Source organism: Parahoeflea alexandrii, from assembly GCF_024105735.1.
GTDB lineage: Bacteria > Pseudomonadota > Alphaproteobacteria > Rhizobiales > Rhizobiaceae > Hoeflea > Hoeflea alexandrii.
The window spans coordinates 760,224-775,380 of the sequence record NZ_JAAAML010000003.1 but is presented as its reverse complement, the minus strand read 5'-3'; the positions used below and the strand labels follow the sequence as shown (position 1 = coordinate 775,380).

Annotated in this window: 9 protein-coding genes; 5 read left to right on the top strand and 4 right to left on the bottom strand. The window is 61.9% G+C overall.

Going from position 1 to position 15,157, the window contains the following annotated elements; all coding sequences use genetic code 11:
* Positions 1–12: 12 nt before the first annotated feature.
* A complete protein-coding gene (locus GTW23_RS18720; RefSeq protein WP_252916888.1) occupies positions 13–1,521 on the bottom strand; it encodes a fused MFS/spermidine synthase in 1,509 nt (502 codons plus the stop codon).
* A gap of 174 nt (positions 1,522–1,695) precedes the next feature.
* Between GTW23_RS18720 and GTW23_RS18715 the strand changes: the two genes are divergently transcribed.
* The 4 genes from GTW23_RS18715 (at position 1,696) to GTW23_RS18700 (ending at position 5,738) form a co-directional block, all read left to right on the top strand.
* On the top strand, positions 1,696–3,579 hold the full coding sequence (locus GTW23_RS18715; protein ID WP_252916887.1) for a heavy metal translocating P-type ATPase: 1,884 nt from the start codon (positions 1,696–1,698) through the stop codon (positions 3,577–3,579).
* A gap of 176 nt (positions 3,580–3,755) precedes the next feature.
* The gene (locus GTW23_RS18710) at positions 3,756–4,520 is read left to right on the top strand and encodes an NAD kinase (RefSeq protein ID WP_152009117.1); all 765 of its coding nucleotides are present in this window, start codon (positions 3,756–3,758) and stop codon (positions 4,518–4,520) included.
* Between the two features lie 25 nt (positions 4,521–4,545).
* Positions 4,546–5,025, top strand: coding sequence for a hypothetical protein (locus tag GTW23_RS18705; RefSeq protein WP_252916886.1), 480 nt, complete (start codon positions 4,546–4,548; stop codon positions 5,023–5,025).
* A gap of 92 nt (positions 5,026–5,117) precedes the next feature.
* Positions 5,118–5,738 (top strand): LysE family translocator, encoded by a 621-nt coding sequence (locus tag GTW23_RS18700; RefSeq protein ID WP_252916885.1) that lies wholly within the window; start codon positions 5,118–5,120, stop codon positions 5,736–5,738.
* Positions 5,739–5,788: 50 nt separating this feature from the next.
* Here the strand turns inward: GTW23_RS18700 and prfB are convergent.
* The 3 genes from prfB to GTW23_RS18685 all read right to left on the bottom strand — a co-directional run bounded on the left by prfB (position 5,789) and on the right by GTW23_RS18685 (position 11,058).
* Positions 5,789–6,917, bottom strand: a protein-coding gene (gene prfB, locus GTW23_RS18695) for a peptide chain release factor 2 (protein WP_152009120.1) whose coding sequence is annotated in 2 segments (ribosomal slippage) — positions 5,789–6,847 and positions 6,849–6,917 — 1,128 coding nt in all. Because the reading frame shifts where the segments join, the coding sequence is not laid out codon by codon here.
* Positions 6,918–7,028: 111 nt separating this feature from the next.
* Entirely contained in the window at positions 7,029–9,479 is a 2,451-nt protein-coding gene (locus tag GTW23_RS18690) for a penicillin-binding protein 1A (protein WP_252916884.1), read from the bottom strand.
* 304 nt (positions 9,480–9,783) lie between these two features.
* Entirely contained in the window at positions 9,784–11,058 is a 1,275-nt protein-coding gene (locus tag GTW23_RS18685; RefSeq protein ID WP_193217272.1) for an N-acetylmuramoyl-L-alanine amidase, read from the bottom strand.
* 807 nt (positions 11,059–11,865) lie between these two features.
* On the opposite strand from GTW23_RS18685, the gene GTW23_RS18680 reads away from it, so the two are divergent.
* Positions 11,866–14,832: an Rne/Rng family ribonuclease gene (locus tag GTW23_RS18680; protein WP_252916883.1), complete on the top strand. Its 2,967-nt coding sequence runs from the start codon at positions 11,866–11,868 to the stop codon at positions 14,830–14,832.
* Positions 14,833–15,157: the final 325 nt, after the last annotated feature.

Below are 15,157 nucleotides of genomic sequence, written 5' to 3'. Positions count from 1 at the left end.
TCTGCAACTGTCTCAGAAACTGCCGCCCAGAAGTCGGTCTATAGGGGCGAAATCGTCGGTCAGGATTGCCGGAGAGCTTTGGGCGATAAGTTGGTCGGTGAAACTGTCGGCCATGGCGGCAAAGCGTGTCGGTTCGGGTGCCTCTGCAACGACGGAGGAGAACGCCGTGGGCCTGTCTGCCGCAACCAGAACGAAGACCCTCTGCTCGCCCGGGGCTGGCCGGGTTTGCTCGGTCCAGATCTCGACGCTCGGAAACACCGAGCGCAAGGTCGCGGCAATGGCGCTCAGCGCCTGAAGGCGTTCGGGAAAATCAACCACATTCATCAGGAAGACGCCGTCGTCGGCCAGGCGCGAGCGGACCAGCTGAAAGAACTCCTGGGTGATCAGGTGCGATGGCACGGCAATGTCGCCGAATGCGTCACCGACGATGACATCGTAACGCGCGCCGGCCCTCTTCTGCAGGGCGACACGGGCATCCTCGTCGACAATCATCATGTGTTCCGGCTCCAGCCAGAAATTCTCGATGGCAGAGCGTGTGACTTGCGGATCGATCTCGGCCACGGTGATCGGGCCTGTCTTGCGGTCAGCCCACGCACGCGGCACCGAATAGGTGCCTCCACCTATGAAAAAGGCAGAGAACGGCCCCGGCTCCAGCCGACCCCGGGCAATCGCATCAAACATGGCCGTAAACTCGGAAAACATCGTGCGTGGGAGGTCGCGCGCGCTGGTGCCGTGGGAAAGGTGATCGAGCACCAGTCGCCGCACCGGGGACTCCTGGTCGGCGGAGACGTCGAGCACCCGGATGCAGAAATACTGGCTTTCCGTGGTGCAGCTCGACACACGCGTGAGCGATAGCCCGGCGAGCACGATTGCCAGCGCCGCAACGGCCAGCGCTGCGGCCCCCTGCCGGACCGGACGGGCGAGCGCGAACAGGATGGCGGACGCGCCGAGATAGATGACGGTGACGATGGCAAGCGTCAGCGCTGTGCCGAGCCACGGAATGAAGACGAACCCGGCAAGCAGGGTTCCGGCAATCGCACCCACCGCGCCGGACGCGAACATGGCGCCCAGCGATCGGCCGGATTGGGACTGTTCTTTCATGACGGCAATCTGCGCCAGAACGGGCGCCGGAACGCCGGCAAACAGCGATGGCAGAAAGAACACGCCGCAGGTGAGCGTGACAATGGCCCAGACCGGGTGCTCGACCGCGGCCAGCACCGGCCCGCCGATCACCCGAAGCAGCAACAGCGCGCCCGCGGTTGACACTGCTGCCGCCAGCATCACCCATCCGGTCAGAGAGAGGGCCTGCCGGGCCGGACGTTCGGCAATATGGCCGCCCCACCAGTGACCGATGGAAAATCCGGCGAGCACCACCGCGATAATCGAGGTCCAGGTGTAAAGCGACATGCCGACATAGGGCGCCAGCATCCTGCCGGCGACGATTTCAACGACCAGACTGACGCCGGAAACCGCAGCCTGCAGCGCAACAAGCAGCCAAAGTGGCACTTGCGTATGTGACATCGACATCCATCCCGCTCCCGAACCCATCAATGATGGCATCATTAGCCTGCCGACATGACATGACAAGCCATGGAAGACTTGCTCACATTGATCTCGAGCAATGCCGTATGACATTGGCTGGTCTAATACTTGGTTTAGGCGACCATCAGGCCACACAGGGACAGCGCAGCTCAGATGAAAGAATTTCTTCACGACCGTTTCAAGGTCGCGCTTCTGGTGATCGCGCTTGCCGGCCTGGTTGGCGGAATTGCGTTGAGCCTGTCCGGCCTGACACAGGCGGCCGATCTGGTCTGGACGGCCGGTGTCCTGCCGGTGCTGGCAGGATTGATCATCGAAATCGTAAGAAGCCTGAGAAAGGGCGAGGTCGGCCTCGACATCGTTGCAGCGCTGTCGATGTCTGCGGCCCTGGTTTTCAACGAAACCCTGGCCGCGGCGGTGGTTGCACTGATGTATTCGGGCGGCACGTTCCTCGAGAGTTTCGCCGAAGGGCGCGCGCGGCGGGAGATGCATAACCTGTTGTCGCGGGTTCCACGCACCGCATCTCGGCGACGCGACGGCACGCTTGAAGAGGTGCCGCTCGACGATATCCGGCCGGGCGACCTGTTGCTGATCCGACAAGGGGACGTGGCTCCGGTGGACGGAACCGTGGCAAGTGACCGGGCAATGCTGGACCAGTCCGCGCTTACCGGGGAATCACTGCCGGTCCGGCTCGACCGCGGCGCAGAGGTGATGAGCGGAGCGACCAATGCCGGCGAGGCGTTCGACCTGAAGGCAACGCGCCCGGCCCGCGACAGCACCTATGCCGGCATCGTCCGGCTGGTCGAAGCGGCGCAGAAGTCGAAAGCACCGATGGCGCGGATGGCCGACCGCTATTCCCTGGTGTTTCTCGCCGTCACCGTGGCGATTGCCGCCGCTGCCTGGTGGGCAACCGGCGATCCGATCCGGGCGGTTGCGGTCCTGGTGGTGGCCACGCCCTGCCCGCTGATCCTGGCGGTGCCGGTGGCGCTGGTGGCGGGACTGTCCCGGGCCGCCCATTTCGGCGTTCTGATCAAGGGCGCGAAACCGCTCGAAGCACTGGCGCGCATCAAGACGCTGGTGCTCGACAAGACCGGCACCTTGACGGATGGCCGCCCGGTGATCGTGTCCATCGAAAGTTATGGCGAACTATGTCAGGCCGAAATACTCCAATTGGCCGCGGCGCTGGACCAGGCGTCCAAACATCCCATCGCCCAGGCGCTCGTGGCCGAAGCACGGGCGCGTGGAGAAAAACTGCCATTCCCCGAAAATCTGGTGGAAACACCGGGCGAAGGCATTACCGGCACAATCGACGGGCGAAGAGTCGCGGTCGGGGGGGCCGGATTCATTGGCGCACGGCTCGGGCTGCCGCTCAACAGGAAAACCGTCGCCGACACCGGTGAAGTCATGGTGGTTCTTGCCGTGGACGGCGAGGCAGCAGGGCACGTGGTCATGGCCGATACCCTGCGCACAGGCACGACCGACATGCTGGCGGGCCTGCGCAGCCGGGGGATCGAGCGCATTCTGCTTGCCACCGGCGATCGCCGTGCGGTCGCCGAGGCCATAACCGAAGGTCTCGGGCTCGATGCGGTCCGGGCGGACCTGACGCCTGACCAGAAAGTCCTGCTGGTCTTGAGCGAACGCAAGAACGGCCCGGTGATGATGGTCGGCGACGGGGTCAACGATGCGCCGGCGCTGGCGGCGGCCGATATCGGGGTGGCCATGGGTGCCAGGGGCGCGGCCGCTTCCGCGGAAGCTGCCGACGTGGTGCTGCTGGTCGATCACCTCGACCGGCTGCTGTCGGGCCTGGAAGTGGCCCAGAGGGCACAGCGGATCGCGTTTGAAAGCGTCGCCGTGGGTATCAGCCTGTCAGTGGCGGGCATGATCGCCGCCGCCTTCGGTTATCTGACTCCGGTCGAAGGGGCCTTGCTGCAGGAAGTGATCGATGTCGCTGTCATTTTGAATGCGCTTCGGGCCCTGCGCATCCAGCCTGCGTGGACCGGCAGGACCGTTTCGCAGCAAACGCCGTCAGTTGCCGTTTAGCACTGCGAACAAGCCGGCTTTCTGACAATCGGAAAACAGCCAGAAGGCCGGGGCAACCTTTTCTGCCACGGCAGATTCGAACCTGCACAGCATTTCATACCCCTCATGCCGCCTGCCCTTGCATCCTGACGGTCCAATCGCCATTGTCTGCCGAGGCGTTGGAGTAAGCTCATCACATGACTTGGAAATTCAGTTTCATTGCCTCATCGGCGCCGGACGCCCAGGCAGCCGCGGTCCATCTCGCGGCGCTCTACGGCAACACGCGTCCTCAGGAGGCAGACATCATCGTGGCGCTGGGCGGCGACGGCTTCATGCTGCAGACGCTGCACGAACAGATGAACAGCGGCCGGGCGGTTTATGGCATGAACCGGGGGTCGGTCGGATTCCTGATGAACGATTACTCGGACGAGGACCTGCCGGGGCGGATCGCGGCCGCGGTGGAGAACATCATCCGCCCGCTCGAAATGACCGCCAGGGATGCACACGGAGCGACCCACACGGCGCTCGCCATCAACGAGGTCTCGCTGCTCAGGCAGAGCTATCAGGCAGCCAAGCTGAAACTGTCGATCGACGGTCAGATGCGGATGGAGGAACTCATCTGCGACGGGCTGATGGTGGCGACGCCAGCGGGCTCGACGGCCTACAATCTGTCCGCCCACGGTCCGATCCTGCCGCTCGACGCCCAATTGCTTGCGCTGACACCGGTAAGCCCGTTCCGTCCGCGGCGCTGGCGTGGCGCGCTGCTGCCCAACAAGGTCAAGGTGACCATCGACGTGCTCGAACCGGAAAAACGACCGGTGAACGCGGTGGCAGATCACATCGAGGTCAAATCCGTAACCCAGGTGCAGGTGGCGGAATCGAAGGAATCGACGACCCGCATCCTCACCGATTCAAGCCATTCCTGGAACGACCGCATATTGGCCGAACAATTCCTTTACTGACCCCGTAAAACAGGAGGTTGTGCTGATGATCCGAACCCTGTCGAAAGTTCTGCTGTTGCTGGTCTGGCTCGTGCCCGCCACTTCGCTGACCGCATCCGCCCAGGAGCCAAACGGGTTGGCGGCCACACTGTCTCCCCGCATCCTGTTCGTCACCAGCGGCGGCTACTGGGAAAAGACCGGCGAAGAGGCCGGGTCGCAGCAGCGCGGCTATTACCGGCTGATCGCCGTTCGTGGTGAAGACAACCGTTCGCTGGTGGAGCTTCAGCACATCGCGCTGACGCCGGACGGGCCGCAGCTTCTGGAAAGCTCCGCCATTGAAGAGATCAACAGCCTTGGCGCCTATGTGACCGATATCAGGCCGGAGGATTCGACCGGGGCCGCCGCGCAGCAGGGCTTCGGCGCCTATATCTATCTCAAGACCGCACCCAATGTGGTCGAACCGGAGACCTGGGCCCTGTATGTCGACCAGTTTGGCGACGTTCAGGTGGAACAGTCGAGCAACTGATGCCGTGATACATTGCCGGCACGCCGGCGAGTCTTTGCCGATGTCGGGACAGAGCCTTCGGCCTTCTCACTGCCGCACCACATGAGGACAAGATGGAGAACATCGAGAGTTATCTGACCATTGCTGCGGCGTTCTTCATTGTCACCGTATCCCCCGGCCCAGCAAATCTGGCACTGGCAACGGTGGCAATACATTCAGGCCGCAGGGCCGGTTTGTTCTTCGGGCTCGGTCTGTCGACCGGGCTGGCCTTCTGGGGCTTCGTGGCGGCAACCGGACTCGGGGTCGTCGTGCTGGGCACCACCGTGCTGCTGACGCTTCTGAAATTGTGTGGCGGCGCCTATCTTGTCTGGCTGGCAATCCAGTCGGGTCGGTCCGCGGCACGGAGAACCGAAGACACCATCGTCAGCGTGCAGATGGGCGGATGGTTCTGGCGCGGCCTCGTGCTCAACCTGTCGAACCCGAAAGCCGTGGTTGCCTGGATGGCTGCGCTGTCGATGGGACTTGGGCAGGAGACAGATGCCCAGGCGGTGGCCACCGCCACGCTGATCTGTGCAGTGCTCGGGTTTGTAAACTACGCAGGATATGCCCTGACCTTCTCGCTGCCCGGCTTCATGGCCGGGTACCGAAAGTCGAGACGGTGGATCGATGGTATCGCCGCAGGCCTGTTCGCGCTGGCGGGCTTCAGCCTGATCCGCTCGGCGTTGACGCGGTGAAGCCGCATCCTGCGGTTCTCACTGGTGCGGGAAGAACCGCTCCACCGTGATCAGTCGATGTCAGCGACGTCTTCACCGCCACCGTAGACACGCTGGGCGAGCGCGGCTTCCATGAATTCGTCGAGATCACCGTCGAGCACGCCCTGCGGATTGGTGCTTTCGGTTCCGGTGCGCAGGTCCTTGACCAGCTGATAGGGCTGAAGAACGTAGGAACGGATCTGGTGGCCCCAGCCGATCTCGGTCTTCGATGCGGCCTCTGCATTGGCCGCTTCCTCGCGCTTTTTCAGCTCGGCTTCGTAGATCCTGGCACGCAGCATGTCCCATGCCTTGGCGCGGTTCTTGTGCTGCGAGCGTTCCTGCTGGCACTGGACCACGATGCCGGTCGGATTGTGGGTGATGCGGACCGCGGAATCAGTGGTGTTGACGTGCTGTCCACCGGCGCCTGAGGCGCGGTAGGTGTCAATGCGGCAGTCGCTCTCATTGATGTCGACATCGATCGAATCGTCGATCACCGGGTAGGTCCAAATGCTCGAGAACGAGGTATGCCGGCGGGCCTGGCTGTCATAGGGCGAAATCCGCACCAGGCGGTGAACGCCCGATTCGGTCTTCAGCCAGCCATAGGCGTTGTGGCCCTTGACCAGCAGCGTTGCGGACTTGATGCCGGCTTCCTCGCCATCATGGATTTCCATCAGCTCGACCTTCATGCCGTGCTGCTCGGCCCAGCGGGTGTACATGCGCAGAAGCATGTTGGCCCAGTCCTGGCTTTCGGTGCCGCCCGCGCCGGAGTGGACTTCCAGATAAGTGTCGTTGCTGTCGGCTTCGCCCGACAGCAACGATTCGATCTGCTGGCGTGTGACTTCGGTTCTGAGCTCCTTGAGCGCCGCCTCGGCCTCGGAGACGATGTCCGCATCGCCCTCCTCCTCGCCCATCTCGATGAGTTCGAGATTGTCGGAGAGCTGGGATTCGAGCCGCTTCAGTCCATTTATCGAATCATCGAGATGCTGCCGCTCGCGCATCAGCTTCTGTGCTTCCTGAGCATCATCCCAGATTGACGGATCTTCAGCCTTGGCGTTCAGCCATTCGAGACGTTTTTGAGCAGGTTCCCAGTCAAAGATGCCTCCTCAGCAGGCTTATGGCCTGCTTGATTTCGTCGACAACGACCTGGGTTTCTGCACGCATTGTTCTCTTGTTCCATGCTGGTATGTGGCAAGCATTCTTACCGAAGCGGGCGGACCATAAGGTCCGCTCCGCGCGATGTAAAGGCGTCAAAGGTGACGATTGTCCGGAGCGTCAGTAGAGCCCGCCAACGCCGTTGACCACGGCCTGGTTGGCCTGCGGCGATATGGTTGTAATGGCGTCGCCGGTGGCAAACTCCTCAAGACCGATGACCGAGTAGACATCGGAAGGACCGGTGCCGGGCTTGAATGCTTCCATGATCACATCGCCCTCGCCTTCAAAGGCCTGCATGCCGGTCTTGCGGTTGATGGCGATCAGCTTCATGCCCTGGGGAACACGGAAATCCGCGGGCCTGGTGCCTTCAAGCGCGCCCTGCATGAACTCGTTGAAGACCGGGGCCGCGAGCGCGCCGCCGGTGGAACCGCGGCCCATCGGCGTCGGATTGTCAAAGCCGATGAAGACGCCCGCCACCAGGTCGGCGGTATAGCCCATGAACCAGGCGTCCTTTTCCTCGTTGGTGGTGCCGGTCTTGCCGGCCGTCGGACGATCGAGATTGATCTTGCTAGCAGCAGTTCCGCGGGTGACGACGCCTTCCATCATCGAGGTGATCTGGTAGGCGGTCATCGGGTCGAGTACCTGCTCGCGGGTGTCGACAACCTCCGGCTCCTCCTGGGCAAGCCAGGCAGTTGCAATGCAGGCATCGCAACTGCGTTCCTCATGCTTGAAGATGGTCTTGCCGTAACGGTCCTGGATACGGTCGATCAGCGACGGCTTGATCTGCTTGCCGCCATTGGCGAGCACCGAATAGGCCGAGGCCATGCGCATCACAGTGGTTTCGCCGGAGCCGAGCGACATCGCAAGAACCGGAAGCATGTCGTCATAGACACCGAACCTCTCGGCATATTCGGCCACCAGGTTCATGCCCATGTCCTGGGCAAGCCGCACGGTCATGAGGTTACGCGACCGCTCGATGCCGAGCCTGAGCGTTGACGGGCCGGCGGAGCCGCCGCCATAGTTCTTGGGCTTCCAAAGCTCGCCACCGGAAACGATTTCGATCGGCGCATCGAGAACCACGGAGGCAGGCGTGTAGCCATTGTCGAGAGCGGCAGCATAGACAAACGGCTTGAAGGCCGAACCGGGCTGGCGCTGAGCCTGGGTGGCGCGGTTGAACTCCGACTGGGCGAAGGAGAACCCGCCGACCATGGCCAGAACACGGCCCGTATGCGGATCCATGGCGACCAGCGCCCCCTGAACCTGCGGCGGCTGCCTCAGGCGCAGAACCTGCGCACCATCCTGCTCGAGCTGCTGGACGTAGACCACGTCGCCGGGATTGAGGACATCGGCAGCAGACTTGACGTTGCTGGCCTTCTCACCCGGCAGATTGAGACGGAACGCCCATTTCATGTTGTCCGCAAGGATCGTACCGGTGACCCGCTCATCCTCGACCTTGCCGGACACCTCGCGCCCGGGCCGCAGCCCAACCTCCACGGCATCGGCCGACGCGGACAGGACGACCGCGAGCTGCCATTCGGGCACATCGCGCAACGGATCCACTTCGGCAAGAGGAACGCCCCAGTCTCCGGAGATGTCGATGCGTTCGACCGGGCCGCGGAAACCACGGCGCTCGTCATAGCTGATGAGACCCTTCTGCAGCGCCTTGCGGGCGATCGCCTGCAGCCTCGGATCAAGCGTCGTCCTGACCGAGAGCCCGCCTTCGTAAAGCGCGTCGTTGCCATAGCGGCCGATCAGTTCACGCCGGACTTCCTCGGCAAAGTACTCCGAGGCGAACAGGTAGGACCCGGTCTTGCGCGGTGTCACGCCCAGCGGCTGCGCCTTCGCGTCGGCACCATCGTCAGCCCGGACATAACCATTTTCGATCATGCGGTCGATGACCCAGTTGCGCCGTTCGACAGCACGCTCGGTATGGCGGAAGGGGTGATAGTTGTTGGGTGCTTTCGGCAGGGCTGCAAGATAGGCCGTTTCGGCGATGGTCAGTTCGTTGACCGACTTGTTGAAATAGGTCAGCGCAGCCCCGGCGATACCGTAGGAGTTAAGGCCAAAGAAGATCTCGTTGAGGTAAAGCTCGAGAATCCGGTCCTTCGAATAGGCCTGTTCGATGCGGAAGGAGAGAATGGCTTCCTTGATCTTGCGCTCGTAGGTCTGGTCGGATGACAACAGGAAGTTCTTGGCTACCTGCTGTGTGATGGTGGACGCTCCCTGGCGACCGCCGGTCCGGATGTTGTTGACGACGGCGCGGGCGAGACCGGCCGGATCAACCCCGGGGTGATGATAGAAATTCTTGTCTTCGGCCGACAGGAATGCAGCCTTGACCCGGTCCGGGATGGCCTGGATCGGAAGGAACAGGCGCCGCTCGCGGGCATATTCGGCCATCAGCTCGCCCGAGGAGGCATGCACGCGCGTCGTCACCGGCGGTTCGTAGCTGTTGAGAACCTCATAGTCAGGAAGATCCTTGGACACATCTCCGATGTACCAGGCAATCCCGGCTGCAACGATCAGAAACAGCACGGTCCCAATCCCGAAGAAATATCCAATCAGTCGTATCATCAGCCAGCTACCGTTTGCTTCTCGTGTTGACCCACCCGGCTGACGCCGAGGCCGGGACCCAACAAATCATCTGCCCGGTTAGCCCGGACAATGTGAATAAAATAGGGCGCCTCGGCATTTCCCCTATCCTGCCTGCCTCGGGCCGGACGTCGCAACGCGCCGTGTCTGACCCCGCGCACCGCCTCAGGGCGTCTCGAAACGCGGAGCCCACGTGCCGCGCATCGAACCGCGCCACCAAGAGACGCTGACCCCATGCGGCAGCAACCATCCTGCCTGCCGGAATCACTCTCTGCTTTATCGGCCATCATTGCCTGCCCGCCAAGATCATTTCGCGGTAATTCTGCACCGATTGAGCAAGCAGTTGCGCGGTGCTTTCCCGCCATTTTTCGTCATTGAGCAGCTTTTCGTCCTCAGGGTTGGACAAATAGCCCATCTCTACGAGCACGGACGGCACATCCGGCGCCTGGAGCACACGGAACCCGGCGTGGCGTAACGGGTTCTTGATGAGCTTGACCTGACCTTCGAAGGAATCGATCACCTGGCGCGCCAGTCCGGTGGAAAACACGCGGGTTTCGGTACGTGCGAGATCAACGAGAATTGCCGCGATGTCATCAGACGCATTCTCAAGGCTTGCGCCGACGATCGCATCCTCCCGGTTTTCCTGATCGGCAAGCGACTGGGCCAGCGCATCGGATGCCTTGTCCGACAGTGTATAGACCGTGGCCCCGCGCAGCGACCTGACCGAAATCGAATCGGCATGAAGCGACATGAGAAGATCGGCGGACTCATCGCGAGCCCGCCGCACCCGAGCCGAAAGCGACAGGAAGCTGTCATCGGTCCGGGTCATGGCGACGCGAATGCCGTCCTGCGCCTCCAGCGCCGATTTCAGAGATTCGGCGAAAGCCAGCGTGATGTTCTTTTCCATCGAACCGGCCGGCCCTTCCGCACCCCCGTCGATGCCGCCATGGCCTGCATCGATCACGATGGTCAGTGTGTCGCCGGGTATTTCCGCCGCCTGTCCCTGTCCACCATCCTCGCCGGCTTCATTCCACTTCGATGCCGAGACCTCCTGCGAGAAGGCTTCCGCCTCAAGCGTGGTGATGTCGAATACCATGCGGTGAATGGCGCCGGAGATTTCCTCGGAGGTCTCGACCAATTGCATGCTGACCGGCCCGGCAAATTCGAACACCATCCGTGCACTGCCCTTGCCCGCGTTTCCATAGCGAACCGAGGACACGAGCCCGCGTGGCTGAAGCGATTCTTCGTCGAAAGCGAAGACAGTCTCCGGCAGATCGATGACCGCCCGGTAGGGATTTTCCAGATAATGCAGGCTGAACTCGGGCTCACGTTCGAAATCGAGCACCAGGCGAACACGGCTGTCATCGCCTGCCAGCCGCGCGGCGACAGCGACGAATCTCGTTTCCGACGCAGTGTCGGGCATGGCTCGTGATGGGGAAACAAACGGGAGAGCAGCCACCGCCAGCACGAGCGCCAGCACCAGCGGCAATGCATGCCGCGCAGACGGAAGGCTTTCGCCGCCGCCTCGCAGAAACCGCCCCGTTCTGGCAAATCTTTGCATTCGTCTGCTTCCAGCTTCCCTTGGACGCCGTTCAAGGTCGCCCGCAGCCCCGTTCCTAGACACAAACAGCGTCAAGACAATGGCACGTTTGGCCTTGCATATCCGGATCCAGCATGACGCATCGAGGTTAACCATTCGTTCACCATGATTGCGCAGCCCGCACCTTACGTTGAGTGGCGCTACGTCAATTTGCAGAATTGCTCAACCAGGTTCGCATATGTTTTTCAGTTGCCAGATCGCAACTCAGCCCATAAAAGCTTTCTTAGGGTAAGTATATTGACGGGATAGAACTGTCACCCTTCCGGCCGCCGCCTGCAACAGGCCTAGGGCGCCAGGAGTGCGGATCGTCCGTCGTCCAATAACAAACCTTCCCCGGAGCGGCCAGCTCACAGTTTCCACGTCGGGAACCAAATCTGACTGCTCCTGCCAGGCAATATGGCCGTAATGCGCAGAGGCTAGTCAGTCTCCCTCAGCACCAAGGCCACGACAGTGATCAAACCCGGCAGGCGAGGACTCCTGCCACAACCTTAGCGGCCCCGTTGCCGCGTGCCCTTCTGGGCTTTCATCGGTCCGCAAGGACTACACGCAAATGAATTTTCGGCCGGCTTTTATGGTGCAAATGCGGATTTCCCCAAGTGTTGACAGGCCCCGGGCAAAGAATGCTCCGGTTACAGCCATGTTGACCAATGCCCCATGCCGAGTACCGGAATATCTTTCATCCGGCGTACTATCGACAGGCCATCCCCTGCCCCGGTTTTCGGGAGAGCGGAGTCTCATGTCGAGCGCGCGCCGAGGAGCTACTACTCAATGGCAGAAAAAATGCTTATCGACGCCTCCCATCCCGAGGAGACCCGCGTCGTTGTCGTTCGTGGAAACCGCATAGAGGAATTCGATTTCGAATCGGAGCACAAGAAACAGCTCCGCGGAAACATCTACCTGGCAAAGGTCACACGCGTGGAGCCGTCGCTCCAGGCCGCTTTTGTCGACTATGGTGGGAATCGCCACGGCTTCCTCGCGTTTTCGGAAATCCACCCCGACTACTACCAGATCCCGCTGGCCGATCGTCAGGCGCTGCTTCAGGCGGAAGCCGAAGACGCCGAAAACGATCCGGACTTCGAAAGTGCCGACGAAGCCGACACAGGCCCAGCCAAATCCAGATCGAAATCAAAGTCCAAATCCGAAGCTAAAACCGCCGAGGACGAGGAAGGCAGCGACGACGGCAAGAGCACGAAATCCAGGCCACGCCGCAGCCGCCGCGGCAAGAAGACTGCAGATCCGGCCAAGGCCTCGGACGATGCTGCCGCAGATGATGCAGAGGCGACGTCAAACGAAGGCAGCGTCGACGGAGCCGGCGCGATTTCCGCCGATGAGCTTGCAGCCGCCGCAGAGGCCAACGAGGCCGAAGCAACGGCTGAGACCAACCCCGGCAAGGATGACGACGACAAGCCGACCGAGATGGCAGCGGACGTCGAAGCCGACGAGATCTCCGAGCCGGTTTCGCGCCGCAAGCGCAAGGGCAATGATGACGACGACGCTTCCAGCGACGACGAATCGGTCGAATCGGTCGGCTCCGAAGATGCCATGGAAGAGGTTCCGACACGCTCGCAGCGCAAGCCGCGCAAACAGTACCGCATCCAGGAAGTGATCAAGCGCCGCCAGATCCTGCTGGTGCAGGTGGTCAAGGAAGAACGCGGCAACAAGGGCGCTGCCCTGACGACTTACCTGTCGCTGGCCGGTCGCTATTCCGTGCTGATGCCGAACACCGCCCGCGGTGGTGGCATTTCGCGCAAGATCACCAATCTGCCCGACCGCAAGCGGCTCAAGGAAATCGCACGTGAGCTCGAAGTGCCGAAGGGCATGGGCGTCATCCTGCGTACCGCCGGTGCCAACCGCACCAAGGTCGAAGTCAAGCGTGACTTCGAATATCTGATGCGGCTGTGGGAGAACGTTCGCAACCTGACGCTCAAATCAACGGCGCCGAGCCTCGTCTACGAGGAAGGCAGCCTTATCAAGCGTTCGATCCGTGACCTTTACAACAAGGACATCTCCGAAATCGTGGTTTCGGGCGAGGAAGGCTATCGCGAAGCGAAAGACTTCATGAAGATGCTGATGCCGAGTCACGCGAAAGTGGTTCAGCCCTATCGCGACCTGCATCCGATTTTTGCGCGTTCGGGCATCGAAGCCCAGCTCGACCGGATGCTGCAGCCGCAGGTGACGCTGAAATCCGGCGGCTACATCATCATCAACCAGACCGAAGCGCTGGTCGCCATCGACGTCAACTCGGGCCGTTCGACCCGCGAACACTCGATCGAGGACACGGCGCTGCAGACCAACCTGGAAGCCGCAGAGGAAGTTGCCCGCCAGCTCCGCCTGCGCGACCTGGCAGGCCTGATCGTCATCGACTTCATCGACATGGAAGAAAACCGCAACAACCGCGCGGTTGAAAAGCGGATGAAGGATTGCCTGAAGAACGACCGTGCCCGCATTCAGGTGGGCCGGATCTCGCATTTCGGCCTTCTGGAGATGTCGCGGCAGCGGATCAGGGCCTCGGTTCTGGAAAGCACCATGCAGATCTGCCCGACCTGCGGCGGCAACGGCCATATCCGGTCGCAATCGTCGGTCGCACTGCACGTGCTGCGCGGTGTCGAGGAGCATCTGCTCAAGAACACCACCCACGACATCATCGTGCGCACCACGGCCGACACCGCACTCTACATGCTCAACCACAAGCGTGACACGGTTGTCGATCTGGAGAAACGCTTCGGCGTCTCGATCAGCTTCTCGGCCGACGAAACGGTGGGGGCAAACCACTTTACCATCGAACGTGGTGCAGCGGTGGAATCACCGGTCAATATCGACCACATCACCATCAATTCGCCGGCCTATCCGGAAGATGATGACGACCTGGACATTGTCGAGGAAGTCGAAGACGAAGCCAGCGAAACCGAAGACACATCGGAAGCCCGCAGCGACGACCGGGGCGAACGCGAGGACGGCCAGGGCAAGAAGCGGCGCCGGCGCCGCCGTCGCGGTGGCCGCAAGTCGGACGGAGAGAATGGCCAGGGCGACGGTCAGTCAGCCTCCGCGGACGATGGCTCCGACCAGGACGAGGCCAGCGACGAGAGCTCTTCGGACGGCGACACCGCGGAAGCCACTTCGGACGGCGATGGCGACGACCAGCGCCGCGGCAAGCGCCGCCGCAGGGGCAAACGCGGTGGCCGCCGCAACCGCGAGGAAGACGGTAACGGTTCGGCGGAAGCAGCTGACGAGACCTCGTCTGAGGACGGCGTGACCGCATCATCCGACACCATGTCCGATGAGAACGAAGTCCGTACCGACACCGCCGAGACCGAAGCCGTCAGTGAAGACGCGCCGGTGGCAGAAGCGGCACCGGCCGAAGCTGCTGATGCATCTGCGGACGAAAAGCCCGCGAAGCCGGCTCGCAAGAAGCGCCGGACCAAGGCACAGATCGCCGCTGACAAGGCTGCGGAGGAAGAGGCCGCGGCAGCTGCTGCGACTTCAGAGCCTGCCACCCATACAGATGCCGAAACCGGCGGAGACGAACCGGCGGCTGCGGCCGAAACGGCTGTCGCGGCATCGGAGACGGACGCCGGGGAGAGCGAAGAGACGCGTGAGGAAACACCGGCCGAACGCCGCGCCCGCACAGATCTCGCAGCGATCGCAACCGCACCGGTTGTCACCTCCTCCTCCCCTGATGCGGAGGAGAAGAAGCCGAAGAAGGCTGGCTGGTGGCAGAAGCGCGGCTTCTTCTGAGCCAGGGATCCAGAGAACCAGAAAGCCGGCGTTCAGCGCCGGCTTTCTGGTTGAGGGAACAAGCTGGCGTGCTCTGAGAGCCAATGAATATCTTAATTCAATTTATTAGAATATAATAACAATATATTGTAATCACTTGTTTATTCGACCTAGATTGGTTGGCGATGCTTGTAGCGTTTGGCCAGCCGGGGTTCCTTGCTACACAGCGCCAGCCACGCCTACTTGGCTGCCGGCAAGCCGGCAGAGCCCACGCGGAGGCACAAGCCTCTCCACGCAGACATAACGGAAAATCCGGAATGTCTGAATGATGTCAGAAACACTGGCT